Genomic DNA, 25,115 nt, shown 5'->3' on the forward strand with positions numbered 1-25,115 from the left:
CGGGCTGTTCCGCAGTCATCGTTTACACGGACCTGTTCTGCCCGTGACGAGAAATCCCTAATGTCCAACATCGTCCTGCTCCACTCGCGCGTACGAGTCGCCAACCGGACTTCGGAGACGGGCCGACCACGATCAAGGGGAAACATTGACGGCCGAACCCAGCGCCCCATACGACAATTCCGCCCTCACCCATGAGGACGAGGGCTACCAGAAAAGCCTCAAACCGCGACAGATCCAGATGATCGCCATCGGCGGCGCGATCGGTACCGGCCTGTTCATGGGCGCCGGTAGCCGCTTGCACGACGCCGGGCCCGGGCTGTTCATCACCTACGCGGTCTGCGGCGTCTTCGTCTTCTTCATCCTGCGTGCCCTCGGCGAGCTGGTGTTGCATCGTCCGTCGTCGGGCTCGTTCGTCTCCTACGCCCGCGAATTCTTCGGTGAGAAAACAGCTTTCGTCACCGGCTGGCTGTACTTCTTCAACTGGGCGGCGACCGCGATCGTCGACGTCACCGCGGTCGCGCTCTACGTGCACTACTGGGGCATGTTCAAGGGTGTGCCGCAGTGGCTGATCGCGTTGGTGGCACTGGCCATCGTGCTGACGACCAACATCATCTCGGTGAAGCTGTTCGGCGAGATGGAGTTCTGGGCGTCGATCATCAAGGTGACCGCGCTGGTGACCTTCCTGGTCGTCGGTATCGTGTTCCTCGCCGGACGTTTCGACATCGAGGGCTCCCCGACCGGATTCAGTGTCATCTCCGACAACGGCGGTATGTTCCCCACCGGGATGTTCTCGCTGGTCATCGTCACCTCGGGAGTCATCTTCGCCTACGCCGCAGTCGAATTGGTCGGCACGGCCGCAGGCGAGACCGCCGAACCGGCGAAAGTCATGCCGCGCGCCATCAATTCGGTCATCGTCCGTATCGCCATCTTCTACGTCGGCTCGCTACTCGTGCTCGCCCTGCTGCTGCCGTACACGACGTACAAGGCCGGGGAGAGTCCCTTTGTGACGTTCTTCTCCAAGATCGGCGTGCCCGCGGCCGGCGGCATCATGAACGTGGTGGTGCTCACCGCCGCGTTGTCGAGTCTCAACGCCGGGCTCTACTCCACCGGCCGGACGCTTCGGTCGATGGCGATGAACGGCACCGGCCCGGCGTTCACCGCGAAGATGAACCGCAACGGTGTGCCGTTCGGCGGCATCGCGCTCACCGGCGCACTCACCCTGCTGGGCGTCGTGCTGAATCTCTTCGTGCCGGCCAAGGCATTCAACATCGCGCTGGATCTGTCGGCCCTGGGCATCATCTCGACCTGGGCCATGATCGTCGCCTGCCAGATCCAGCTCTACCGGTGGGAGAAGAAGGGCATCCTGACCCGGCCGGCCTTCCGGTTGCCGGGCACGCCGTACACGAGCTATCTGACCCTGGCGTTCCTGGCGGCGGTCGTGGTCCTGATGTGCTGGGACAACTACTGGAACCTCATCGCGATCCTCGTCGGCATCCCGTTGCTGACGGCGGGCTGGTATGCCTGCCGGGGCAAGGTGATGACGATCGCCGCCCAGCGCCAGGGCTACACCGGCGAGTATCCGGTGATGCCGCAGCCACCCATTCCCCGAGGGCCCGAGCACGAATCCGGTGACCCCGACGAGCGCGCCTGAGGTGGGACGGGCCGATCACCCCACCCGGCCGATCACGTCTCCGGCTCCGGCTCCGGGTCAGGCGTCGGCTCCGGTTCCGGCTCGGTGATGTCGTAGACGCGGCGGGCGGTGTCGCGAAAGATGTTACGCGACACCGCCTCACCCCAGGGTTCGAGGATCTCCAGCAGACTTCCGATGATGGTGTCGATCGTGGCGTTGGGTTTGTCGATGGGAAAGTTCGAGCCGAACATGACCCGACTCGCCCCGAAATGCGCGACGACGTGGCGCACCAGCGGGCCGATCATCTGGGTCAGCGTCTCCTGGGCCCCGATGTTGCCCCACGGCTCGCGCCCATAGCCGAGGACGGGCATCGCCAGGCCGGAGAGCTTGACGACGACGTTGCGTTCGGCCGCGATGGAGACCATTCGCTCACGCCACAGCCGGATGATGTCGGCGCGCGCAGCCGCCGTGGTTCCGGTGCGCAGGCCGACCGGCCCGAAAGCCCCTACCGGACAACCGAAGTGGTCGATGATGACGGTCGTGTCCGGGAACTCGCGGGCGAGGGTGATGACGTCGTAGAGCTGATGCGAGTAGGCGAACACCTCCAGCGCCAGGCCGCGGTCGGCGATCTTCTCGATCCCGGCCAGAAACGAGGGGGACGCCAACATGCCATCGGCCGGCCCGGCCGAGCGGACCTTGGGATCGGGATGCCGGGTGGCGTTGACCTGGATGCCGCGGATGCGGTCGCTGATCGCCAGCTGCGCGTCGAGCCGCTCGACGAATCCGTCCGAGCGCGGGTCGGCACGCACCATCATCGCACCGAGGGACGGCTCCGACCCGGCACCGTGGGCCAGCCCCTGCAGGTAGCGCACCTCGTCGACGGCGTGCCGGCCCGCCTCGGGATCCTGGGTGTCGCCGAGCCGCCAGTAGGCCTCGGACACCACCACCGACTCGATCGGGACACCCGTCGCCTCGGCCACGGCAGCGATGTCGGCGCAGTAATGCTGCGGCTCATAGGCACGTCCGACGATGTGCGGAGTCAGAATGTATTCGCGTTCGGATTGGGGCACGGCAACCGAAAAGAGCCGGTCCCCGATCTTGGGGACATACCGGTACCCGCGTGCGACCGGATTTCGCGTCCACGGGTTCCGACGCGGATTCCAGTACTGAACGTGGGCGTCGACGATCCCCGAGGTCGTCGGGGCCAGAGTTGTCACCCATTCGACATTGCCACAGTCGTCGACGCCTCACGTGCCTTCGGTATACCGATCGACGCCACGGCGGGCGCAACCACGGCGGGCGCAACCACGGCGGGCGCAACCACGTCGGGCGCAACACAGCTGCGCCGGTAGTACCAGGCCTGAGTCGATCCGTCGGGCTCGCAAGGCAGAATGGGTGACGTTGTCGGTCGGAATGTTGTGTGCGTCCCGGCCGGGTGGACGAGCGATCGGTGTGGAGGTGCAACTTGGCGAGCCATTCCCGCCATGTGCTGCACCAGCTTCGCGAATTGATCGGCCGCGATCCCGACCGCTTCGCCGGAAACGTCTACACCAGGCTGTTCGCGATCGACCCGGACCTACGCGAACTGTTCGGCGCGATGATGTCGCTGCAGCGTGAGGCCTTCTACCACGTCATCGACCATGTACTCGAGGTCATCCCGAGCGAGTCGGGGCAGGCCGAACTCGTCGAATTTCTCGCGCAGCTCGGCCGCGACCACCGCAAATTCGGCGTACACCCCGAGCACTACCACACCATCTACCGCGCCCTGATGGGCGAATTCGCGGCCACCCTCGGCGAGCAGTGGGACGAGGAGGCCCAACGCACCGTCGGGCAGGCGATGATGCTGGTGACCGGCGTGATGCGCGGTGCCGCCCAGACCGCGCCCGGCGCGGCGACGTGGACCGCGCGGGTCGTGGAGAAGTTCCGCATCAGTCGCGGTCTCGCGGTCGTCCGGCTGGTCACCGATACCCCGCTGGAGTTCAACACCGGCCAATACCTGGAGACCCAGATCCCGCAGTGGCCCAAGGTCTGGCGCAACCTGTCGCCGGCCATCCCGCCCAACCCGCACGGCGAGTTGGAATTCCATGTGCGGGCGGTTTCCGGTGGCACCGTCAGCTCGGCGATCGTCGCCCAGACCCAAGCCGGCGACGTGTGGACCTTCGGGCAGTCGCACGGGACGCTGCACATCGATGGCGACCGGGAGGTGCTGATGGTCGCCGGTGGTACCGGATTGGCCCCACTACGCGCCCTGCTCATCGAGATGTCGACGCTCGCCGACTCGCCGCCGACCCACATCTACTACGGCGCGCGCCACCCCGGCGAACTCTATGATCTGCCGGTGCTGCGTCAGATGGCGGCGACCAACCCCTGGTTGCAGATCACTGCGGTGTCAGAAGAAGCGACCGATCCATGGTGGCTCGACGGCGGGGTGCGGCCGGCCGAGCTCGGCATCGAGTATCGCATCGGCCGGCTCGTCGACATCGTCGGCGCCGACGCCGGCTTCTACGACCGGCAGACCCTCGTCGCCGGCTCCCCGGAGATGGTCGCGAACACCCACCGCGGACTCATCATCGCCGGAGTACGGGCCAGCCTCATCCAGCACGACCCCGTCTACTAGGCCTTCTGCCCTACCAGGCCATCTGCACTACCAGGCCTTCTGCACTACCAGGCCATCTGCGGCGAGCTCTTACTGGCCGCCGGAGTCGCCGGCCGCCGGCACGGGCACCGTGGTCGTGACCACCGAGGTGACCGTCTCCTGTTCGGTGACGGTTGCCGTCGCGGTCACGGTGGCGGTTTGCGTGACGGTGTTGCTCACCGGCGGCGGCGTGACGGTGCGGGTACGGGTGACGGTCTGCTGGTCGACGACGGTCTCGGCGTCGGCCCGGCTGGTACGCGTCACGGTGACCTCGGTCGTCGGGCCGGGCACCGACACCGTCGAGGTGACCGCGGCGGGCGCATCGTCGCCACCTCTGGTGGAGAACAGTGCCACGAGGGCGATCAGGCACAGCAACACGGCCAGCCCGGCGGCACCGCCGATGATCCACCAGCGAAAGCCCGAGCCGTGCCGCGCTGTCGGCTTGGCCCCGGCGACGGCGGCCGCAGCCGTCGGCGCTGCGGGCGCGGCCGCCACCGCAGAGGTGACCGGGATGGCCCGGGTGTCGGCGGTGATCACCTCGGTCACGCCCTGCGCAAGGGCAAAGACGGGAGCCGGGGCGACGGTCACCGACGCACCGGTTGCCGCCTCGATGGCGGAGACGGCCTCGGGCATCTGCGCACCGGATCCGACGGCGAGGACCCCGGCCACCGTGGAGCCACCGGTCAGCGAATCGAGGTGCGCCACAAGCCAGCCGGCGCCGACCGGGTCGGTCACCGGCAACGCGTGATCCGGGGCGACCTCGGCCGCTCCGAGCACCGAGGCGTGGGTGGCGTCGACGAGTGCGATCGACGTTCCGCGGACAAGCGCTCCCGCCCGGTCGAGGGCGACGACGGCGACCTCGCCAGTGCCGTCGCGGCGGACCGCCTGTGCGAGCGCATGCGGCAGATCGATGAAGCTGACCGCCGAAGCCCAGTCGGGGCGGCCCGGCGCGTTCACGGAGAAATCGAGGTGGCTGCGGACATCGGAGCGTGCGCACGTGATGACGATGTGGGCGATGCGGAACGGCGCGGAACCGACGAGTTCGGTCAGCGCGTCGAGGACCGCCGGGGGCGAGCCGTCGGCGAGTTCCGCGTGGTTGCTGGCGACGATCTCGCCGGTCGCGTCGCGGACCACGGTTGCGATCTCATCGCCCACCACCGACACCCCGAGAACTGCGGGCTCGGCGATGGAGATCTCGGGTGACTCGCTCACCGGCACCTCTCTTTCCGCCGGCGAGCCGGCTCTGCGCGCCCGTCGGCTTTCGACGCGAACAGCGTACGCGCGGCGATCAGGCCGCCTTGGACCGCTGTCACTGCACGCCGGCGTTTTGTTACTTCTGGTGTGGCGGCGCCGGTCAGACGTCGGTGCGCCGGCGGCGCGGTTGCCACACCACGAGCGCGCTGGTGCGCGGCACGGGCACGAGTTCGCCACCGCGGCGGATCCCGCGCGTGTCGACCTCGTGCTGCAGTTCGTGGACGCGCTGTTGCAGCGCGTCGACCTGGTTGGTGAGCTCGATGATGCGTTTGATCCCGGCGAGATTCACGCCCTCTTCCTGCGAGAGCCGCTGGATCTCGCGCAGCACCTCGACGTCATGCGTCGAGTACCGACGCCCGCCGCCACTGGTGCGTTGCGGCGTCACCAGACCGAGCCGGTCGTAGGTACGCAGCGTCTGCGCGTGCATCCCGGCCAACTCGGCGGCCACCGAGATCATGAATGTCGCCGCCGAATTGACGTCGTCGTCGAAGCCGGCGGGCGTGCCGGTCGGCCGGGCGCGGTCAGCGCCGGACCGGGTGTGATCCCTGCGTTCGGCCATGGTTCATCGCCCCCAGCCCGCCCGTGGATCGAACCCGCTCGCCTTTTCGGCTTCGGCGTAGGCGGTCATCGCCTCCACCGCGGCATCGTCGAGTTTGCGGGGCACCTCGACCTTGACGCTGACGAGCAGATCGCCCGCCCCGCCGGCACGCTTGGGCACACCGCGCCCGCGGACCCGAAGCGTGCGTCCGTCACTCGTGTTCGGCGGGATCTTGACCCCGACCGAACCGTCGAGCGTCGGCACCGACACCGTCGCACCGAGCACCAGTTCGGAGATCCGCACCGGCAACTGGATACGCAGGTCGTGGCCGCTGCGCGTGAAGACCTTGTCGGGGGTCACGTGGACCACAACATACAGGTCACCCGACGGCGCACCGCGGCGGCCGGCCTCTCCCTGTCCGGCGAGCCGGATGCGCTGACCGTCTTCCACCCCGGAGGGGATGCGCACGTTGATGGTGCGGGCACGCACCTTGACGCCGCTGCCGTCGCAATCGGTGCACGGGTCGTCGATACGCGATCCGGTGCCCTGGCAGTCCTGGCACGGTTCGCTGAACCCGAAGGCGCCCTGGTTGCGGCTGACGAAGCCCGAGCCGTTGCAGTTCGGGCACACCCGCGGGCTGGTCCCGGGTTTGGCACCACTGCCGTGACAGGTGGTGCACGGCGCCGGGCTGGTCACCCGGAGTGGGACGGTCGTACCCAATGCCGCGTCCTTGAACGACAGCGCGGTCTCGGTTTCGAGGTCGTTGCCGCGGCGCGGCCGCGCCGCCGTCGACGTGCGTGGCCCCGAACCGCCGCGGTTGAACAGTCCCTCGAAGATATCGCCGAATCCGCCTGCACCCTCCGCGGTGGCGCCGCCACCGCCGAACAGATCGCCGATGTTGAAGTCGGCGCCGGTCTCGGTCGAATAACGGGTGCTGCCACCGCCGCCGCCGGGAAAGCCACCGGGAAAACCGTTGCCGCCGCCACGGAATCGGCCGCCGGCGAACATGGCGCGGGTCTCGTCGTACTCTTTTCGCTTGTCCGGGTCGGCGAGCACGCTATGGGCTTCGGACACCCGCTTGAAGCGTTCTTCGGCTTGCGTGTCACCCGGATTGGCGTCCGGATGCAGCTCGCGGGCGAGCTTGCGATAAGCCTTCTTGATCTCTTCAGACGAAGCATCAGAAGCAACGTCGAGGTCCTTGTAGAAGTCGCGTTCGAGCCATTCTCGTTGTGGAGCCACCAGACGTCACCTCCTTCGTAATGAACATGTCTGGATGAAGTATGTGTGATGCCCGGCGGGACGCGCGACGCTGATGCGTCGGCGCGCCCCACCGGGCAACTCGCAGATGGTTATTGTGCACCACTCTGGGGGTCGTGCGAGGCGGCATCGGGTGAGCCCGATGCACCGGTTCCCGGCGCGGCATCGGTGACGGTGACCATCGCGGTCCGGATCACCTTGTCGCCCAGCCGGTAACCGCTGCGATACACCGAGCCGAGGGCCGGCTCACCGCCGCTGCCGTCGTTCTGGACGGCCTCGTGCAGCTCGGGGTCGAACACGTCGCCGGGCGCGCCGAACTTGACGACGCCCTCGGCGCTCAACGTTCCGGTCAGCTTGTCGGCGACCGCGCGCAGCGGACCCGTTTCCAGATCCCCGTGCTCGCGGGCCCGGTCGAGGTCGTCGAGCACCGGCAGGAGCTTTTCGATCAGGACCTGTTTGCCGTAGGCGACCCGCCCCTGCTTTTCTTCCTCGGTCCGCCGCTTGTAGTTGGCGAACTGCGCGCGTTCACGCTGCAGGGCCGCGGTGAGGTCGGCGACCTCGTCGGACTCCGCAGAGCGCGGGGCCGGCTCAGAAACGGGTGGGTCGGCAACCGGATCGGCCGCCCCGGGGCCCGGCCCGGCGGCCGAATCCTCGCGCACCTCACCCGTTTCCGGGTCGATGCGACGACGATCGTTCACCGTGACCGGTTCCTCGCGTCCGTTTCCGGCGCCTGCAGCCGTCACTTGGTGTCCCCGGTGTTCGGCTCGTCGACGACCTCGGCGTCGACGACGTCGTTGTCGGCGTCCGCGCCTGCACCGTCGCCGGAGTCCGCACCCTGGCCCTCGGCGGCCGACGCCGAGTAGATGGCCTGGCCCAGCTCCTGGGACTGCGTCGAGAGCTTCTCGATCGCGCTCTTGATCGACGCGATGTCGTTGCCCTTGAGTGCCTCGTTCGCCTCGGCGATGGCCCCGTTGACCTTCTCCTTGACGTCGGCGGGCACCTTGTCCTCGTTGTCGGCGAGGAACTTCTCGGTGTGGTTCACCAACGACTCGGCCTGGTTACGGGTCTCGGCCTCTTCGCGACGATTGCGGTCTTCCTCGGCGTGCGCCTCGGCGTCCTTGATCATCCGGTCGATCTCGTCCTTGGACAGGCCCGAGCCCTCCTGGATGCGGATCGAGTTCTCCTTGCCGGTGCCCTTGTCCTTCGCGGTGACGTGCACGATGCCGTTGGCATCGATGTCGAAGGTCACCTCGATCTGCGGAACACCTTGCGGCGCAGGCGCGATCCCACCGAGCTCGAAGCTGCCGAGCAGCTTGTTGTGCGAGGCGATCTCGCGCTCACCCTGATACACCTGGATCTGCACCGACGGCTGGTTGTCCTCGGCGGTGGTGTAGGTCTCCGACCGCTTGGTCGGGATGGTGGTGTTGCGCTCGATCAGCTTGTGCATCACGCCGCCCTTGGTCTCGATACCGAGGCTCAGCGGGGTGACGTCGAGCAGCAGTACATCCTTGACCTCGCCACGCAGCACACCGGCCTGCAGGGCCGCACCGACCGCGACGACCTCATCGGGGTTGACGCCCTTGTTGGGCTCCTTGCCGCCGGTCAGTTCCTTCACCAGGTCGGTGACCGCAGGCATACGGGTCGAACCACCAACGAGCACAACGTGATCGATGTTGCCGACGGAGATGCCGGCGTCCTTGATGACGGCCTGGAACGGGGCGCGGGTGCGCTCGAGCAGGTCCGAGGTGATCTTCTGGAATTCGCTGCGCGAGAGCTGCTCGTCGAGGAACAGCGGGTTCTTGTCGGCGTCGACGGTGATGTAGGGCAGGTTGATCGAGGTCGACTGCGAGGCCGACAGTTCGATCTTGGCCTTCTCGGCAGCCTCACGCAGACGCTGCATGGCCATCTTGTCCTTGGTCAGGTCGATGCCCGAGGAGCTCTTGAACTTGTCGACGAGCCAGTCGACGATGCGCTGGTCCCAGTCGTCGCCACCGAGATTGTTGTCACCGGAGGTCGCACGGACCTCGACGACACCGTCACCGATCTCGAGCAGCGAGACGTCGAAGGTACCGCCACCGAGGTCGAAGACCAGGATGGTCTGTTCCTTCTCGCCCTTGTCCAGCCCGTAGGCCAGTGCCGCGGCGGTGGGCTCGTTGACGATGCGGAGCACGTTGAGGCCCGCGATCTGACCCGCTTCCTTGGTCGCCTGCCGCTGCGAGTCGTTGAAGTAGGCCGGCACGGTGATGACCGCGTCGGACACGTCTTCCCCGAGGTAGGACTCCGCGTCGCGCTTGAGCTTCATGAGCGTGCGGGCGCTGATCTCCTGCGGGGTGTATTTCTTGTCGTCGATGGCGACGTTCCATTCGGTGTCACCCATGTGACGCTTGACCGAGCGGATGGTGCGGTCGACGTTGGTGACCGCCTGGTTCTTTGCCGGCTGCCCGACGAGCACCTCGCCGTTCCGCGCGAACGCGACAACCGACGGGGTCGTACGGGAACCTTCGGCGTTGGCGATGACGGTCGGTTCGCCGCCCTCGAGTACTGACACCACGGAGTTGGTGGTGCCGAGGTCGATTCCAACAGCACGAGACATCTTTGCGATTCCTCCTAGTTTCTGGGTCTGCACCCAAGTCCGCCCCCGCGGCCACCGATGTGCCACCACGAGGGAGTGGTCTGCGGCAAACCTGCGCGCGGGAAGGCCAGACTTCAGCGCCTCCGACTCATGTCCTACCGGGTCGAGCCGGGTTGGTCAACTGAAGTTGAGCCTCTAACACTCAGGTTGCTCGATGGGTCCAACGGGTGTGCGGACGGAGTTGTTCCCGGAATCGCGAAAAGAGTTGAGTCGGATCGACTCAATCCCTCCGAATCGGCCGCGGGCCTGTTCGGGGCCTAATCCTGGCCTAATCCGTGCCGGCTGTCGCGGGCAGCGACCGGTCCGGGCCCGGAGCGAGCGCATCGCCCGGGAATCCGCGGACGGGATACACCTCGAACTCGAAGACGCCGGCCTGCACACCCGGGTCGTCGTTCATGATCTTCGTGGTGGTCTCCACGTCCTTGTCGAAGACGCCGAAGCCGCGGACCTCGGAGTTGGATTCGGTACCGGGCTCGTTGACACCGAGGATGACGGCGAGATCGCCCTTGGCCCGCAGCGAGAAATTCCGGCGGCTGTGCTCCCAGATGATGTCGTGCGCCTCGGGGGTTCCGAACTGAGGTCCCGCGCGCAACACCACCACCGAGTAGGGCTGCGAGTACTGGATGATCGTCCGCATCTCGTGGTCGGTGATCTTGGGCAGGTCGGACATGGAAAGCTCCTTTGCTGACGCGCGAACCGAGGCTTCGCCTCTCACCGTAGTCCCCGGCGGCGCGCCGCTCGGCCCACTCCCGGCGCGGAGATCAGACCGGCGGCAGCGGTGGCAGTTCCAGATTCTCGCGGAACGTGTGTCCGAGGTAGTCCTCGCCGACGATCCCGCGCCTGCGCAGCAGCGGCAACACGCCCTGCGCGACGAACTCGTAGGTCGCCGGGTCGGTGAGGCCGCCGAGCGAGACGACGTCGAGGACCCCGGCGCGGTAGCGCTCCTCGATGGCGTCGGCGATCTGCTCGGGCGTACCGGCGAATGCCCAATGTCCGGTGTCCTGCGCAGCAATGATCAGCTTTCGCAACGTCTTTCCCTCGGCGGCCAGCCGCGCGAAGATCTCCACCCGGCCGCGTCGGCGGTTGACGGTCGACAGGTCGGGGACGAGATCGGGCGAGATCGGCGCATCCAGCGGCTGCCCGGCGAGGTCGGCGCCGCCGAGCATGTCCTCGAGCCCGCGGCGTGCGACGTCGAGGTCGAGCGCCTCGATCCGCTCGCGACGCTTGCGGAGCGCCTCGGCTTCGGTCGCACCGTACGTCGCGTGCAGCGAACTGAAGATCAGCGGCAGCGCGGGATCGCGTCCGAGTTCGGCGGCGCGGGTCCGGATGGTCTTGGTGTAGGTGACCGCATCTTCGAGAGTCGGCAGCGAGGTGAAGACGACCTCGGCAAAACGCGCGCCGAGTTCGATACCGCCGGCGGACTGGCCGGCCTGGAACTGGACCGGACGCCGCTGCGGCAGCGGCGGGATGTTGAGTGGTCCGGCGACACTGAAGTACCGGCCCCGATGATCGATCGGGCGCACGAGGTCGGCGTCGAGCACCGCCTGACCGTCGGCGTCGGCGGTGAGCGCTCCCGGCCGCCACGAGTCGAACAGCGCGTTGGTGATCTCGAGCACCTCGGTCGCGCGGGCATACCGATCGTCCGGTGAGGGAATGTCGGCGTCGCCGTAGTTCTCCTCGCCCAGTGAGGAGGTGACGGCATTCCAGGCGGCCCGGCCGTTGCTGACGTGATCGAGGGTTCCGAACAGTCGCGCCAGATTGTACGGATGGTGGAAAGTCGTTGTGACGGTGGCGATCAGACCCACATGCTCGGTGACCGCGGCCAGTGCGCCCAGGAACACGATGGGTTCCTGGGCGCCGATCGCGCCCTGCGCGCCGAAGCTCAACAGGTCGGCGGCGAACAGCGCGTCGAGCCGCAGGTCCTCGGCGATCCGTGCCGTCTCCAGTGCGGTTGCGAGCGTGGATCTCTCCGGGTCGAGCGCCAGTCGATAGATGTCCGGACCGCCGCTCACCCCCGCGACGGTCTTGAGAGTTCTCCGCGTGTCTCCGGCGTGTCCCATCCGGGCGACGCTACGGGCCGCGCGTCGCTACGGCCGTCGAAAGAATCAGCGTGATCGTAGAGGTTGCAGCGGTCGTTGATTGCGGGCCGCCATCCGCGCTTCCCGGCGAAACCCGAAGTCCCCAGGCCTGCACCGACATCGGTGCCGTCGACTGGACGCCGGCACGCTGGATTCGCCGGTGAACGCAGGCGCCGGTGTCACGGCCACCGCTGTTAGGTTGGCGATGCCCAGAACCGTCGACGACGCGCCTACCGTGGCCCGTCGCGCCCGCCTCACGGAACGAGTTAGCTGTCATGCGTTTCCAAGTCCTCGACATCGTCCCGCACACCCCGCATCCGGTGACCGGTGAACTGATCTCCGCCCACACCCGACTCGAACGCGTCGTGGCGAATGCGGTGCTGGCCGAGGAACTCGGCTTCGACTCCTACGCGGTGGGCGAACGGCACGCCGGTGAGTTCTTGTCGTCGTCGCCCACGGTCCTGCTCGGTGCGCTCGCGCAGGCCACCGACCGCATCCTGCTCTCGACCGGCGTCACGGTGCTCAGCCTCCTCGACCCGGTGCGCGTGGCCGAGGATTACGCGACCATCGATCAGCTCTCCGGCGGGCGCCTCGAGATCGTCATCGGGAAGGGCAACGAGGACAAGCACTTCCCCATGTTCGGCCGCACGATCGAGCACCAATACGACTATCTGCGCGAGAACTTCGAGCTGCTCCGGCGACTGCTGGGCGAAGAAGATGTCGCCTGGCGCGGCGAGCATCACTGGCCTCTCGACGGCGTCACCACGGTGCCGCGCCCGTTCGCCGGACGCTTCCGGATCTGGCACGGGTCGGCGACCTCCACGGTCGCCGTCGACCTCGCCGCCCAGTACGGCGACCCGATCGTCACCGCAAATGCGTTGCAGCCCCGCGAGAACTACCAGGTGCTCATCGACCGGTATCGCGAGAAGTACGCCGAGCACGGGCATGATCCGGCGGCGGCTTACGTCGGCTCCGGCTCTGGCGGACTGTTCCTGGCGGCCACGACCGACGACGCGATCGCCGAGTACCGGCCGGTCTATGACGGGATCGCGGCCCGCAACCGCGAGAAGTTCGCCGGTGAGACGCGCATCGGCAAGGTCAACATGTTCGCGACCATCGAGGACGCCGTCGAGCGCGGGCCCGCACTCGTCGGCTCGTCAGAGCGGGTCGCGGAGAAGATCATCGACTACCACCGTTCGTATCGCCATGATCTGCAGTCGATCTCGATCAACCCGGTGCTGCCCTATCCCCGGCAGCACGAGGTGCTCGCGCAGTTCGCCGAGGAGGTCATCCCACTGGTGCGCCGAGAACTCGGCACGACCCTGTGGAGTGCCGACGACGCGGGCCGCGCCGCCGGGTTCACGGCCGCTGAGCCCGTCACGCACCCATGACCTGAGCCTTCCGGAGAACGCAACCCGGCTCACCCCACCGTCGGGCGGGATGAGCCGCGTTGCGCTGTATTCGTTTCCGTCAGGCTGCCGTCGCGGCCGTCTGCGCGGCCGGTTCGAGGGCCTGCTCGACGATGTCGGCGACATCGATCATGGGCTTGACCTCCAGCGCATCGAGCACCTCGGCGGGCACGTCGTCCAGGTCGGGCTCGTTGCGTTGCGGGATGAAGATGGTCTTCAGCCCGTTGCGTTGTGCGGCAAGCAGTTTCTGCTTGACGCCACCGATCGGCAGCACTCGTCCGTTCAGCGTGACCTCACCGGTCATGCCGACCTCGGCGCGCACCTTGCGTCCGGTGGCCATCGACACCAGTGCGGTGACCATGGTGACACCGGCCGACGGTCCGTCCTTGGGCACCGCACCCGCGGGCACGTGCACGTGGATGGTGCCCTCGAGGGCCGTCGGGTCGACGCCGAGTTCGCTTGCGTGCGAGCGCACATACGAGAGCGCGATCTGCGCGGACTCCTTCATGACGTCGCCGAGCTGGCCGGTCAGTTGCAGTCGGGTGCCGCCGACCGCGGCGGGCTTGCCGTCCTCGGATTCAGCACCGCCGACGCGGCTCACCTCGATGAACAGCACGTCGCCGCCCATCCCGGTGACGGCCAGGCCGGTCGCCACACCGGGCACCGCGGTGCGCTCCTCCGATTCCGGGGTGAACCGCGGACGGCCCAGGTACTCCTTCAGGTCCGACTCACCGATGGCGACCGGCGTTGCGGCCTTACCACTTTCGATGTTCGTCGCGACCTTGCGGAACAGCTTGGCCAGCAGCCGCTCGTATTGCCGCACGCCCGGTTCGCGGGTGTAGTTCGCGGCGATCTCGCGCAGCGCCTCGTCACTGACCGACACTTCGTCGCCCGTCAGCGCCGCACGCTCCTCCTGCCGCGGGAGCAGGAAGTCGCGGGCGATGGCGACCTTGTCGTCCTCGGTGTAGCCGTCGATGGTCACCAGCTCCATCCGGTCGAGCAGCGCCGACGGGATGTTCTCGATGACGTTGGCGGTCGCGAGGAACACGACGTCGGACAGGTCGAGATCCAGATCCAGGTAGTGGTCGCGGAAGGTGTGGTTCTGCGCGGGGTCGAGGACCTCGAGCAGCGCCGCCGCCGGATCACCCCGGTAGTCGGAGCCGACCTTGTCGATCTCGTCCAGCAGCACAACGGGATTCATCGATCCCGCTTCGCCGATGGCTCGCACGATCCGGCCGGGCAACGCACCGACGTAGGTGCGCCGGTGGCCGCGGATCTCGGCCTCGTCGCGCACACCGCCGAGGGCGACGCGCACGAACTTGCGACCGAGCGCACGGGCGACGGACTCACCCAGCGACGTCTTGCCGACGCCGGGTGGACCGGCCAGCACCATCACGGCACCGGAACCACGTCCGCCGACGACCTGCAGGCCGCGTTCGGCCCGGCGGGCACGCACCGCGAGGTATTCGACGATGCGGTCCTTGACGTCCTCGAGGCCGTAGTGGTCGGCGTCGAGGATCTCCCGGGCGCCGGCGATGTCGGCGGAGTCGGCAGTGCTGACGTTCCACGGCAGGTCCAGAACGGTGTCCAACCAGGTTCGTATCCAACCACTTTCAGGTGACTGGTCACTCGAGCGCTCGAGTTTGCCGACCTCACGCAGCGCAGCCTCGCGGACCTTGTCGGGCAGGTCGGCGGCCTCGACGCGGCCGCGGTAGTCGTCGGCGCCGTCGGGCTCGTCCTCGCCGAGTTCCTTGCGGATGGCGCCGAGCTGCTGGCGGAGCAGGAACTCCTTCTGCTGCTTCTCCATGCCGTTGCGGACGTCGTCGGCGATCTTGTCGGAGACCTCGGTCTCGGCGATGTGCTCGCCGGTCCAGTCGATCAGCCGCTGCAGTCGCGCCGCGACGTCGTCGGTCTCGAGCAGTTCACGCTTCTGCGCGTCGGTGAGCCATGACGAATAGCCCGACGTGTCGGCGAGCGCCGACGGATCGGTCATCTTGTTGACGGCGTCGATGACCTGCCACGCCTCACGGCGCTGCAGCATGGCCAGCACGAGCTTCTTGTACTCGGCGGCCAATGCCTTGGTCTCGGCGGTCGTCTCCGGCTCGGCGACCTCGGTCACCTCGACCCACAGCGCGGTGCCGTGGCCGGTGGTGCCGGTACCGATGTGAGCACGGGTCTCACCCTTGACGACGGCCGCCTGCTGACCGCCCGGCATGCGTCCGACCTGCACGATCGACGCGACGACGCCGTGCGTCGGGTACCGGTCGTCCAGTCGCGGCGCGACCAGTAGTTTTCCGGACTCGCTGGCCCGGGCCGCGTCCACGGTCGCCTGGGCGGTGTCGTCGAGCGGGATCGGCACGACCATGCCGGGCAGCACGACGAGATCCGGGACGAACAGGACGGGCAACGAGTAGGTCTGGGACTCATCTGTCTGGGACATCTAACCTCCAAAGTTAAGTCTGATCGGCTCAACCTGGCTGGCAGGATGTTTGTTCCCGGGCATATTTCGCCGTGGGTGAACGGGAGAGAGACAGGGTTTGTGTGCCAGCTCGGCGAATGCGTGTCCTGCAGAGCACACATTGGCCAGGTCGACCCACATCCCCAGGTGGTCAGGAGTTCGGCGGCATGCTTACGGACGAGAGCGATCCCGTCGCGGGCGCCGATGGCCCGCTCGGGCCGTCGGAGATGAAACGTGGACCGGAAGCGGTAGCCGGAGACGCGCGCAACGACGGCGCGAATCTCCTCATCACCACGATCAGCCATGCCATCGAGGCTAGCGACAGCCATGACGGCAGTCCGTGGGTCGACACGGCCGATGCGTGTCCTGTGGGGCACATATTCGCGACGTCTGCACACATTTGCCGCAACCAAACGGTCATCCCGGGCACCCGCACCCCACCCCATCACCCACCCCACGAACACGGGTCCGGAAAACGGACTAGAGTCCTGTTACCAGTATTCATTAGGAAGGTGAACAACCATGTCCCGTAAATCGACCACCTCGAACCGCGCACTAGACGCCGGACTGCTGACCCTGCGGGTGGCGGTGGGAGCCACGCTGTTCGCCCACGGCGCCCAGAAGCTCGCGGGCTGGTTCGGCGGACCCGGCATCAAGGGCACCGCCGCCGGCATGCAGAAGATGGGATTCGAACCGGCCACCGCCTCGGCCGTCGCCGCGGGTGTCAGTGAAGCCGCCGGTGGCCTCATCGCACTCGGCGCCGGCACCCGGGTCGCCGCCGCCGCGGGTGCCGCGGCGATGATCGCCGCGGCCGACGTCCACCGGCCCAGCGGATTCTTCGCCCAGAACGGCGGCTTCGAGTATCCCGCCGTGCTCGGATTGACCTCGGCGGCAATCGTATTGACCGGCCCGGGCCGCTACTCGGTCGACGCCGTCGTGAAGCATCCGCTGGCACACGAGCGGGTCGGCATCGCCGCGCTGCTCGCGACCGTCGGCGGCGCAGCCGCCGTACTCAGCCGGCGCAAGAAGGCCCTGGCCGCCCAGAGCGTCTGAGTTCTACCCAGCCCGGCGTCGGGCTGCTCAGATGACGTCGAAGCGCACCGTGCACGTGACGGGCGCGACGGGAACGGCACCCTTCGGTTGTGCCTTCACCGTGACGTCGAGCGGCCCGACACCGGGGTGCAAGGTCAACTCAGGCATGTCGGACCTGCTGCTGAACGGCATCAGGAACTGGTGACGCGGTACCGAATCGGTGAATGCCTGCGAACCATGCTGTCCCGTCACCGGGCTGCGCCACGTCAGGGTCCCGGTGACCTGGTAGGGCGCCAGCAGAGTCACCGGCTCGGACAAGTACAGGTCGACGTTGTTGTGGATGATGGGCTGCTGTTGCTGCAGCGCATGAATCGTCACCACATAGGGAAGGTCGACGATGTTGGGGCTGACTCCCTGACAGGAGTGGTCGTCGAGTTTGCCGAGGGTGTCCTCGGCATTCGCCGCACCCGCACCGCCGCAGATACCCACAGCGGTGGCGACCGCGACCGTTCCGGCGATCAACCGATTCTTGTGTGTTCTGTTCATGTGCCGAGTGTCGGCTGCGGCCGTGTGATCGTTACCACAACTAAGAAGACGGCCGCACCTCGAACGACCGACATGAACCCGCGAAAACGACGAACCCGGCAAGACCTGGGCGATGATGGAGCCGACCATTGCCGAGCGCGGGGAGACGAACCATGTGCCCACCGACCGACGGTGACCTCGACACATCGATCCCATCGACTCGATGACCGGCACCCGCCCTTCGTCGGCTGTGATCGCCACCGGCTTCGACCGGATCTTCCCGCCGTGGTTACGCGTCGACGACACCGACCCCGTCGGCCCGTTGTGGCGCGGCGCGCAACTGTTTCGGCTCGCGTCCTTCGCCTATGCGCTCGGCTTTCAGATCGTCATCAATCACGACCTCGAAAGACCCGGCCTGGCCTGGGTGCTGTTCGGGCTGCTGACTGCCGCGAACATGTGGTGGGCGGCAGGGTATCTCGCCGGATTCGGTCGGCACTGGTGGTTTGTGGCCTCCGAGGTCGCCGTCTCGGTGGTGATGATGCTGTCGACGTCCTACGTCGCCGACACGGAGTGGGTCGCAGCCAATCAGACCTGGCCTACCACCCTGTGGATGACCAATTGTGTTCTCTCGTGCGCACTTCTGGGCGGTCCGCTGTGGGGACTGCTCGGCGGCGCCGCTATCGGGGTGACCAACTTCTATGTGAAGGGCGAGCTCTTCCTGAACTTCGGCCGCAACGCAACGGCACTGTTGCTGTTGATGACCGGGGTCGCGATCGGGCTCGCCGCCTCGCGGGCGCGTCTCACCCACGAGCGGCTGAGCGCGGCGATCCGAACGGCCGCGCAGGCCGGCGAACGTGAGCGGCTGGCGCGCGAGGTGCACGACGGGGTCTTGCAGGTGCTGGCCCTCGTCGCGCGTCGCGGTGGCGAGATCGGCGGGGAGACAGCCGAACTCGCACGCCTGGCGGCGCAGCAGGAAGAACGGTTGCGGCGCCTCATCGCGGCGCGGCCGGTCGACGTCGAGACCGACGCCGACTCGGATCTGGGTGCTGCGCTGCGGGCCCTCGCCGACGCGACGGTGTCGGTGAGTACACCCTCCGACCCGGTACCACTGCCTCCCGGCGTCTTGTCCGAGGTGATGGCGGCAATCGGCAACATCCTCACCAACTCCGCGCAGCACGGCGGCCCCGACGTGCACAGTTACCTGCTGCTCGAAGACCTCGACGACGAGGTGATCATCAGCATCCGGGACACCGGGGTGGGCATCGCACCTGGACGACTCGAGCAGGCGCGGGCCGAGGGCCGGATGGGCGTCGATCGCTCTATTGTCGGACGCATCGACGACCTCGGCGGCCGGGCACAGCTGCGTTCGGAGCCGGGGACGGGTACCGAATGGGAGCTGACGATTCCGGTGGAGAAGGGCAGACAACGATGACCGTGCGCGTGATGGTGGTCGACGACCATCCGATGTGGCGCGACGGCGTCGCCCGTGACCTGGCCGACGAGGGATTCGAGGTGGTCGCCACCGCCGACGGCGTCCGCGCGGCCACCGCCCGGGCCGGCGCCACCAAGCCCGATGTGGTGCTGATGGACATGCAGATGCCCGATGGGACCGGCGCACAGGCCACCACCGAACTGCTCAAGGTGTGCCCGCAGGCGCGGGTGCTGGTGCTGTCGGCCTCCGACGAGCGCGACGACGTCCTCGATGCCGTCAAGGCCGGGGCCACCGGATATCTGGTCAAGAGCGCACAACGCGCCGAACTGATCGCGGCCGTCCACGCGACCGCCGCCGGACAACCGGTGTTCACACCCGGTCTCGCGGGACTGGTCCTCGGCGAATACCGGCGGATCGCGCGCGATCCCGGCCCCGACACGCCGGTATTGACCGATAGAGAGACGCAGGTGCTGCGCGAGGTGGCCAAGGGCCTCTCCTCCAAGCAGATCGCCGGCCGGCTCTCGATCAGCCCCCGCACCGTCGAGAACCACGTCGGTGCGGCCCTGCGGAAGCTACAGCTGGCCAACCGCGTCGAACTCGCCCGCTACGCCATCGAACACGGACTCGACGGCGACTGACATCCGGGCGCCCGAACGACCGGCGATTCCGGTGACGTCGCTGCTCAACAGGCTTTTACCCATGCAATGCACGTAGAACTACTCATGATCGACGGCGCCGACTCGCCGACGCTGGAACCCATGACCCACACACCTGCCCCCGGCGAGTCGGCCGCCACGGTGCTCGAGCGAATCAGCGATCAGTTCGCCGACATCTCCCACCGATTCACCGCCATCTCCGACGACATGACCGCGCTGCGCGGCGTCCTCGACACCACCGACACGCCGCCGGCCTCGGCCACCCAGGCGCACCCGGCAACCCAAGCACCCCGGTACACCCAAGCTCCCCAGTTCACGCCGCCTCCCCCGGCCGCACCGGCACCGCCGTTCGTGGCCCCCGGCCACCCGATCGCTCCCCCAGTCACTCCGCCGCCGGTCACTCCGCACCTCATTCCTCCGCGTCTGATCCCACCGGGCCCGACCATGCGCCCGGTATCGCCGTATCCGATGCCACCGGTTGCACCGCGGCCGTACGCGCCCTACCCCACACACCGCGTCCGACCCTCAGCGGCACCGAAACGCTCGGTGTCCGACCGGATCTCGTCGGCCGCCGAGCGTGGACTGATCGGCAAACTCCTCGCCGGCGCGGGCGTTGCGATCACGTTGGTCGGCGTCGTGCTGCTTCTCGTGCTGGCTGCGCAGGCCGGGCTCTTGCGCCCGGAATTGCGGGTGGCCGGTGGTGCGATGTTGGCGGCGATTCTCGTCGGAGTCGGCGTCTGGATCGGCCGTGACGCCGGAAAACGCTCCGGCGCTTCGGCTCTCGTCGCCACCGGCATCGCCGCGGCCCTGTTCGACGCACTCGCCATCACCACGATCTATCACTGGGCCCCCGACTATGTGTCGCTGATCCTCGCCGCCGCGATCGCCGCGGGTGGCCTCGGCGTCGCGCGCTGGTGGGATTCGCAGACGCTGGCCCTGATGGTCGGTGTGCCCGTGCTAGTCTTCGCCCCGATCATCACCGGCGGCGTCGACGCCGTGCTCGTCGGCTTCATGCTCTGCGTCGCCGCGTCGGCGTTGTGGATTCAGTTGGGCCGCAACTGGACCGCGCTGTTCGCCGTCAACACCGCCGCCACGACCGTGCCGCTGCTCTTCGTCATCGCCGACGGTCACCACTACCGCACCGACGACATCCGGTGGTTCTTCGTTCTCGCCCTGATGCTGAACGTGCTACTCGCCCTTGGTTCCACGCTTGCACTGCTGGGCAGTTCCAGCCGTCCGCTGCTCATCACGCTGATCGCCATGGCCAGCGTCGTGCCGATGCTCGGTGCCGAGTACCTGGCCGGTGACGTGGTGGCCGCGATGATGCTGGCCGCGACGGCCCTCACGGTAATCGTGCTGACGTTCGTCTCGGGAACCGTCCGCGGGGTCACCCACGCGGTGCGGACGGTGTGGCTGACCAGCGCGTCGGTCACCGCGGCCGCCGCACTCATCGCCATCCTCGACGGCCGTGGAATCCTCATCGGTCTCGCCGGCATCGGACTGGTCGTCGCCGTGGCAGCTTGCGTGACAACCGAATTCGCGTTGCCGATGCGGATCATCGCGACCGTGTTCACCGCCGTCGCGCTGTTCGCGTCCCTGCCGTTCGGTGCGCTGAACCGGCTACTCGTCAACAGTTCCCTGACGGTCACCGAGCAGGCGCAACTCGTGATCGTCGCGGCGGTGAGCCTGGCCGCGGTCGCCGTGCTGACCTGGTCGTGGTCGCAGAACCGCCCCGAGGCCGAGTTGCACACCATCGGTACCGTCGGCGCCCTGATCTCGCTGGGTCTGGTCACCGAGATCTGCGTCGGCCTCGGCGGAGCGCTCTCGGGTGGCTCCGACAGCGGGTTCCGCGCCGGTCACGCCGTCGCCACCATTGTCTGGGTTGCCACCGCTGCCGCGGGGCTCGTCTGGGCGCGCCACCGCAGCGGCCCGGTTCGCACGTTGACGGTGACCGTGAGCCTCGCGGTGATCGCCGCGGCGGTCGCCAAACTGTTCCTCTTCGACCTCGCCGCTCTCGACGGGCTCTTCCGGGTGATCGCCTTCATCGTCGTCGGGTTGCTGCTGCTGTCGCTCGGTGTGGTCTACGCCCAGTCGCTGAACTCCACCGACGGGCGGCGCACGGCGGCACACACATAGATTCACGGCATGAGGCGGTGGTGGGAGCCGGGACAGACGTCTCCCACCACCGCCTTTCTGCATTGGCTGAAGCACCGTCCCCTACTTGTCAGACAAGTGCTACTGTGCGTGGATCGTCGAGTGAGGAGAAGTCATGAAGAGCGCGCAGCCATCGCCGTACCAGCCCACCCCCGGTCCCGGGATGGGCACCCAGCTCGGGATCGGGGCGACCGGAGGTTTCATCGGCGGCCTTCTCGGTGGGGGCAGCGGCGTGTTCTTCGTCCCAGCGCTCGAGAAGGTGACCTCCTTGTCGCGGCCCGCCCTGCACGGCACCGCCGGCGCCGCCAACATCGCGGTGTGCGGAGTCGGCGCGGCGACGTTCGCGATCGCAGGCGGGTCGATCGACCTGCGCGCGGGCACCGGCATGGTCATCGGCGCCACGCTGGGCGCGGTCTGGGGCGCACGCCTGATCCTGCGGCTGCCCCATCTGATGTTGCGCTGGCTGTTCGTGGCGATCCTGGTACTGACCTGCCTCAAACTGTTCCTCGACACCGCCGGCGCCGACCCGCTGCAGGGGTCGGCGATCGTCTCCGACGGCGTGCTCGAGAGCCTCGGCTACGTCATCCCGGTGTCGCTGGTGCTCGGTCTGGTCATCGGCGCCTGGGCGGCCGGGATGGGTCTGGGCGGCGGACTGTTGGCAGTCCCGGCGCTGATGCTCCTATTCGGTACCGACCTGCCCACCGCCGAGGGCACCTCACTGCTGATGTTCTTCCCGAATGCGATCGTCGGCACCATCACCCACGCGCGGCAGGGCACGGCGGACCTGCGCTTGGGCGGCATCCTCAACCTGGGTGCGCTGCCCGGCGCGATCGTCGGCGCCCTGGTCGCCCTGGCACTGAACGTGCGGGTGCTGGGTCTGGTGTTCGCAGTGTTCGCCCTGGCGATCGCCATCCGCGAGATGTTCCGGATGTGGCGGGAGGCGCAGGCGAGCACCGCAACCGCTGCGGCGCCTCCCCTATCATCGGAGCGAGCACTCACCGAGGAATAGGGCGAATGGAAGCACTCACGCGGGTCCCGTTGTCCGAGCAGGCCGCACGGGCACTGCTCGACGACGTTGCGGCCGGACGCTGGGAGGTCGGCGAACAGCTCCCGGGTGAGGTGGCACTCGCCGCGGAGCTTTCCGTGGGCCGCTCCACGATCCGTGAGGCGATCCGCCGGCTCGCCGCGCGTGGCGTGCTGACGACCAAGCAGGGTGTCGGCGTGTTCCTCGCCGCGGCAAAGCCGGCCGAGCCCTGGGATGATCTCGCCCAGATCGCGGAGATCACCGACGTGATCCAGGTGCGCATCGCCATCGAGGCGCGAGCCGCTGCACTCGCCGCCCTCGCACACGACTCCGACGACGCCGCCGCCATCACCAGGGCACTCGAGGACCGGCATACCGTCACCGGCAGCGACCCGGAAACACTTGCAGCCGTCGACATGCGACTGCACCGGCGCATCGTCGCGGCGTCACACAACAGTCTGCTGACCGCCTTGTTCGACAGCATCGAACCCCGCCTGGTGGCCGCGATGACCGACATGCTCTCCTTGATGCCGCTCGACAGCAAGGACGACGACGACCACGGTGCCGTCGTCGACGCCATCCTCGCCCGAGATGCCGACGCCGCCGAAAGCCGCACCCGGACACACCTTCTCGGACTGGCTGAAGGCATAACCTCCGCCGGCGACTGACACCGTCACCCGCCATGACGACCGACGTCGTCGAAGTGGGCGATGATTCGGGCGCGCGCCGGATGGGTATGCGCTCCCGATGACGTCCTTGCCTGCACGGCTGCTGATCGGACGAATCCGGGCACAACGCAACAAGCACTTCTACGCCGATCCCGCAGCGATGCGTGCCGGTCTCGCCGCACATCAGGATCCGGATCGGTCGCGGCCACCCCGATGGCTCACTCGCCGATACCGGGTGGCCGTGGACGAGATCGACGGCCACGACTGTTTCACGCTGTCGCCCAAGGAGAAACTGCGCAGCCGGTGGCACATCTTCCATCTGCACGGTGGCGGATTCGTCGAAGCGCCCGAACCGCATCACTGGCGCTTCGCCGCCCGGATCGTCGATCGCCTCGGGTGCACCTACTCGCTGCCGATGTATCCCTTGGCGCCCGAACACGATCACCGCACGATCGTCCCGATGGTGGCGGACGCGTACCGCACGGTGATGACCCGAACGCATCCGACCGATCGCCTGGTGTTCGGCGATTCCGCAGGCGGCACCCTCGCGTTGACCCTGGTACATCTCCTACAACAAGCACAGGAGCCGCTACCGGTTGCCCTCGCCTTGTTCTCCCCATGGATCGATCTGGCCACCGACGATCCCGATTCGTGGCGCATCGACCCCACCGACCCTGAACTCGGCGTCACGGGTTTACGGCAGGCCGGCCGGTGGTATGCGGCCGGGCGTGCGCTCGACGATCCGGGGATCAGTCCGGCGTTCGCCGACCTGAACGGGTATCCGCCGCTGACGGTGTTCATCGGGACACGCGACATCCTGTTGCCCGACGCCCGCCGCATCAAACAACTCGGCGACGCCGCCGCCGTGCCCGTCGAGCTGCATGAGTACCCGGGGATGTTTCACAACTGGATCATGAAGGCCATCCTCGAAGCACGCACGGCCACAAACGAATTGCTCGACTTCATTCATGGGATCAAGGAGGACCACGATGATAGTTCGCACGACCGCTGAGATCACCGGCACCGACCGCCAGGTCGACAGCGACACGTGGACGTCCAAACGCATCATCCTGTCCGACGACGACCTCGGATACTCGCTGCACGAGACGACCGTGGCGCCCGGTACCCAAACACCGCTGCATTACCCGGATTACATCGAGGCCGTCTGGCTGATCGAGGGCCACGGCCAGCTCGTCGACCGCGACAACGGTGTCACCTATCCGCTCGACCCGGGAACGATGTATCTGCTCGACAAGCATGAGCGGCATACCATCGTGGCCGAGACCCGACTACGCATGTACTGCGTCTTCACCCCCGCTGTGCCGCCGGGCAGTCCGTAGGTCAATGGATGCTGATCGGTTGTTCACCCTGTCCCGCAACAGTATCCGGTTGTCTCGTGCCGTCGCAGTCCGCCGGTGTGACTGCTGTTCACCGCAGGGAAATTCGTTCACCGCTGTGACAATTGTTCACCAGTGGGACGAAACCGGTTGCAGCCCTTGTGGATTAGCCCTCGAACACTTGCGCGTCGAACATATCTTCTGCTAGACTGGACCCATCGCAAGATCATCCAGGGGGGAATCCATGATCGACGCCACCACACCTTCGGCTTCACTGTCGGCAGAGCTCTACGCGGGCCTCATCGCCCAACTCGACGACCGCACCTACAGTCCAGACCTCACCTCACGTGAAGCGTTCGCGGCGATGCAGCAACTGAACACGTTGCGCAACATGCT

21 protein-coding genes are annotated in these 25,115 nt (G+C 67.4%); 11 read left to right on the forward strand and 10 right to left on the reverse strand.

From position 1 onward, the window contains the following. Nucleotides 1-145 precede the first annotated feature (145 nt). Nucleotides 146-1,651, forward strand: coding sequence for an amino acid permease (locus ACPXB3_RS17105; protein ID WP_425706365.1), 1,506 nt, complete (start codon nucleotides 146-148; stop codon nucleotides 1,649-1,651). A gap of 32 nt (nucleotides 1,652-1,683) precedes the next feature. On the opposite strand, the gene ACPXB3_RS17110 is transcribed toward ACPXB3_RS17105, so the two are convergent. Continuing rightward, the gene (locus tag ACPXB3_RS17110; protein ID WP_425728657.1) at nucleotides 1,684-2,847 is read right to left on the reverse strand and encodes an amidohydrolase family protein; all 1,164 of its coding nucleotides are present in this window, start codon (nucleotides 2,845-2,847) and stop codon (nucleotides 1,684-1,686) included. A 248-nt stretch (nucleotides 2,848-3,095) separates the two neighbouring features. Here ACPXB3_RS17110 and ACPXB3_RS17115 point away from each other — a divergent pair, with 248 nt between their 5' ends. Beyond that, the gene (locus ACPXB3_RS17115) at nucleotides 3,096-4,247 is read left to right on the forward strand and encodes an FAD-binding oxidoreductase (RefSeq protein WP_425706367.1); all 1,152 of its coding nucleotides are present in this window, start codon (nucleotides 3,096-3,098) and stop codon (nucleotides 4,245-4,247) included. Between the two features lie 69 nt (nucleotides 4,248-4,316). Here ACPXB3_RS17115 and ACPXB3_RS17120 read toward each other — a convergent pair whose 3' ends face one another. From ACPXB3_RS17120 to ACPXB3_RS17150, 7 genes are all read right to left on the reverse strand, one after another. Further along, nucleotides 4,317-5,477, reverse strand: a complete 1,161-nt coding sequence (locus ACPXB3_RS17120) for a hypothetical protein (protein WP_425728659.1) — start codon at nucleotides 5,475-5,477, stop codon at nucleotides 4,317-4,319. A 142-nt stretch (nucleotides 5,478-5,619) separates the two neighbouring features. Continuing rightward, nucleotides 5,620-5,976 (reverse strand): heat shock protein transcriptional repressor HspR, encoded by a 357-nt coding sequence (locus ACPXB3_RS17125; protein WP_425706391.1) that lies wholly within the window; start codon nucleotides 5,974-5,976, stop codon nucleotides 5,620-5,622. A gap of 105 nt (nucleotides 5,977-6,081) precedes the next feature. Continuing rightward, nucleotides 6,082-7,296: a molecular chaperone DnaJ gene (gene dnaJ, locus ACPXB3_RS17130; RefSeq protein WP_425706369.1), complete on the reverse strand. Its 1,215-nt coding sequence runs from the start codon at nucleotides 7,294-7,296 to the stop codon at nucleotides 6,082-6,084. A 110-nt stretch (nucleotides 7,297-7,406) separates the two neighbouring features. Continuing rightward, entirely contained in the window at nucleotides 7,407-8,057 is a 651-nt protein-coding gene (gene grpE / locus ACPXB3_RS17135; protein ID WP_425706370.1) for a nucleotide exchange factor GrpE, read from the reverse strand. Next, on the reverse strand, nucleotides 8,054-9,907 hold the full coding sequence (dnaK, locus tag ACPXB3_RS17140) for a molecular chaperone DnaK (protein ID WP_425728661.1): 1,854 nt from the start codon (nucleotides 9,905-9,907) through the stop codon (nucleotides 8,054-8,056). The genes grpE and dnaK overlap by 4 nt, the downstream gene beginning before the upstream one ends. Before the next feature lie 307 nt (nucleotides 9,908-10,214). After that, nucleotides 10,215-10,616 (reverse strand): hypothetical protein, encoded by a 402-nt coding sequence (locus tag ACPXB3_RS17145; RefSeq protein WP_425706372.1) that lies wholly within the window; start codon nucleotides 10,614-10,616, stop codon nucleotides 10,215-10,217. Nucleotides 10,617-10,707: 91 nt separating this feature from the next. Further along, nucleotides 10,708-12,006, reverse strand: coding sequence for an NtaA/DmoA family FMN-dependent monooxygenase (locus ACPXB3_RS17150; protein WP_425706373.1), 1,299 nt, complete (start codon nucleotides 12,004-12,006; stop codon nucleotides 10,708-10,710). Between the two features lie 293 nt (nucleotides 12,007-12,299). Here ACPXB3_RS17150 and ACPXB3_RS17155 point away from each other — a divergent pair, with 293 nt between their 5' ends. Next, nucleotides 12,300-13,415 carry an LLM class flavin-dependent oxidoreductase gene (locus ACPXB3_RS17155; RefSeq protein ID WP_425706374.1) on the forward strand — a complete coding sequence of 372 codons (1,116 nt, stop codon included), beginning with the start codon at nucleotides 12,300-12,302 and terminating at the stop codon, nucleotides 13,413-13,415. Nucleotides 13,416-13,494: 79 nt separating this feature from the next. On the opposite strand, the gene lon is transcribed toward ACPXB3_RS17155, so the two are convergent. Further along, on the reverse strand, nucleotides 13,495-15,873 hold the full coding sequence (lon, locus tag ACPXB3_RS17160) for an endopeptidase La (RefSeq protein ID WP_425728663.1): 2,379 nt from the start codon (nucleotides 15,871-15,873) through the stop codon (nucleotides 13,495-13,497). Between the two features lie 540 nt (nucleotides 15,874-16,413). Here lon and ACPXB3_RS17165 point away from each other — a divergent pair. Continuing rightward, complete coding sequence (locus tag ACPXB3_RS17165; protein WP_425706376.1) at nucleotides 16,414-16,944, forward strand: DoxX family protein; 531 nt, start codon at nucleotides 16,414-16,416, stop codon at nucleotides 16,942-16,944. A gap of 27 nt (nucleotides 16,945-16,971) precedes the next feature. Here ACPXB3_RS17165 and ACPXB3_RS17170 read toward each other — a convergent pair whose 3' ends face one another. Further along, the gene (locus ACPXB3_RS17170; protein ID WP_425706377.1) at nucleotides 16,972-17,469 is read right to left on the reverse strand and encodes a hypothetical protein; all 498 of its coding nucleotides are present in this window, start codon (nucleotides 17,467-17,469) and stop codon (nucleotides 16,972-16,974) included. Between the two features lie 202 nt (nucleotides 17,470-17,671). On the opposite strand from ACPXB3_RS17170, the gene macS reads away from it, so the two are divergent. From macS to ACPXB3_RS17205, 7 genes are all read left to right on the forward strand, one after another. Further along, complete coding sequence (gene macS, locus ACPXB3_RS17175; RefSeq protein ID WP_425706378.1) at nucleotides 17,672-18,880, forward strand: MacS family sensor histidine kinase; 1,209 nt, start codon at nucleotides 17,672-17,674, stop codon at nucleotides 18,878-18,880. Then, nucleotides 18,877-19,518 carry a response regulator gene (locus ACPXB3_RS17180; protein ID WP_425706379.1) on the forward strand — a complete coding sequence of 214 codons (642 nt, stop codon included), beginning with the start codon at nucleotides 18,877-18,879 and terminating at the stop codon, nucleotides 19,516-19,518. The genes macS and ACPXB3_RS17180 overlap by 4 nt, the downstream gene beginning before the upstream one ends. A gap of 120 nt (nucleotides 19,519-19,638) precedes the next feature. Further along, on the forward strand, nucleotides 19,639-21,672 hold the full coding sequence (locus ACPXB3_RS17185) for a DUF2339 domain-containing protein (protein ID WP_425728665.1): 2,034 nt from the start codon (nucleotides 19,639-19,641) through the stop codon (nucleotides 21,670-21,672). 133 nt (nucleotides 21,673-21,805) lie between these two features. Then, nucleotides 21,806-22,699: a sulfite exporter TauE/SafE family protein gene (locus ACPXB3_RS17190; RefSeq protein ID WP_425706381.1), complete on the forward strand. Its 894-nt coding sequence runs from the start codon at nucleotides 21,806-21,808 to the stop codon at nucleotides 22,697-22,699. Between the two features lie 5 nt (nucleotides 22,700-22,704). Continuing rightward, on the forward strand, nucleotides 22,705-23,382 hold the full coding sequence (locus ACPXB3_RS17195; RefSeq protein ID WP_425728667.1) for a FadR/GntR family transcriptional regulator: 678 nt from the start codon (nucleotides 22,705-22,707) through the stop codon (nucleotides 23,380-23,382). A gap of 79 nt (nucleotides 23,383-23,461) precedes the next feature. Next, a complete protein-coding gene (locus ACPXB3_RS17200) occupies nucleotides 23,462-24,394 on the forward strand; it encodes an alpha/beta hydrolase fold domain-containing protein (protein WP_425728669.1) in 933 nt (310 codons plus the stop codon). Continuing rightward, nucleotides 24,372-24,722 (forward strand): ectoine synthase, encoded by a 351-nt coding sequence (locus tag ACPXB3_RS17205; protein ID WP_425706384.1) that lies wholly within the window; start codon nucleotides 24,372-24,374, stop codon nucleotides 24,720-24,722. The genes ACPXB3_RS17200 and ACPXB3_RS17205 overlap by 23 nt, the downstream gene beginning before the upstream one ends. The last annotated feature ends 393 nt before the right edge of the window (nucleotides 24,723-25,115 follow it).

The organism is Gordonia sp. DT219, assembly GCF_049847065.1.
Taxonomy (GTDB): Bacteria; Actinomycetota; Actinomycetes; order Mycobacteriales; family Mycobacteriaceae; genus Gordonia.

What these genes read in the sequence shown, in the direction of transcription:
- ACPXB3_RS17205 (WP_425706384.1), top strand. Translation starts at nt 24,372, where the DNA reads ATGATAGTTCGCACGACCGCTGAGATCACCGGCACCGACCGCCAGGTC.
- ACPXB3_RS17180 (WP_425706379.1), top strand. Translation starts at nt 18,877, where the DNA reads ATGACCGTGCGCGTGATGGTGGTCGACGACCATCCGATGTGGCGCGAC.
- macS (WP_425706378.1), top strand. Translation starts at nt 17,672, where the DNA reads ATGACCGGCACCCGCCCTTCGTCGGCTGTGATCGCCACCGGCTTCGAC.
- ACPXB3_RS17170 (WP_425706377.1), bottom strand. Translation starts at nt 17,469, where the DNA reads ATGAACAGAACACACAAGAATCGGTTGATCGCCGGAACGGTCGCGGTC.
- ACPXB3_RS17185 (WP_425728665.1), top strand. Translation starts at nt 19,639, where the DNA reads ATGACCCACACACCTGCCCCCGGCGAGTCGGCCGCCACGGTGCTCGAG.
- ACPXB3_RS17165 (WP_425706376.1), top strand. Translation starts at nt 16,414, where the DNA reads ATGTCCCGTAAATCGACCACCTCGAACCGCGCACTAGACGCCGGACTG.
- ACPXB3_RS17200 (WP_425728669.1), top strand. Translation starts at nt 23,462, where the DNA reads ATGACGTCCTTGCCTGCACGGCTGCTGATCGGACGAATCCGGGCACAA.
- ACPXB3_RS17195 (WP_425728667.1), top strand. Translation starts at nt 22,705, where the DNA reads ATGGAAGCACTCACGCGGGTCCCGTTGTCCGAGCAGGCCGCACGGGCA.
- ACPXB3_RS17145 (WP_425706372.1), bottom strand. Translation starts at nt 10,616, where the DNA reads ATGTCCGACCTGCCCAAGATCACCGACCACGAGATGCGGACGATCATC.
- lon (WP_425728663.1), bottom strand. Translation starts at nt 15,873, where the DNA reads ATGTCCCAGACAGATGAGTCCCAGACCTACTCGTTGCCCGTCCTGTTC.
- ACPXB3_RS17150 (WP_425706373.1), bottom strand. Translation starts at nt 12,006, where the DNA reads ATGGGACACGCCGGAGACACGCGGAGAACTCTCAAGACCGTCGCGGGG.
- ACPXB3_RS17155 (WP_425706374.1), top strand. Translation starts at nt 12,300, where the DNA reads ATGCGTTTCCAAGTCCTCGACATCGTCCCGCACACCCCGCATCCGGTG.
- dnaK (WP_425728661.1), bottom strand. Translation starts at nt 9,907, where the DNA reads ATGTCTCGTGCTGTTGGAATCGACCTCGGCACCACCAACTCCGTGGTG.
- ACPXB3_RS17190 (WP_425706381.1), top strand. Translation starts at nt 21,806, where the DNA reads ATGAAGAGCGCGCAGCCATCGCCGTACCAGCCCACCCCCGGTCCCGGG.
- ACPXB3_RS17125 (WP_425706391.1), bottom strand. Translation starts at nt 5,976, where the DNA reads ATGATCTCGGTGGCCGCCGAGTTGGCCGGGATGCACGCGCAGACGCTG.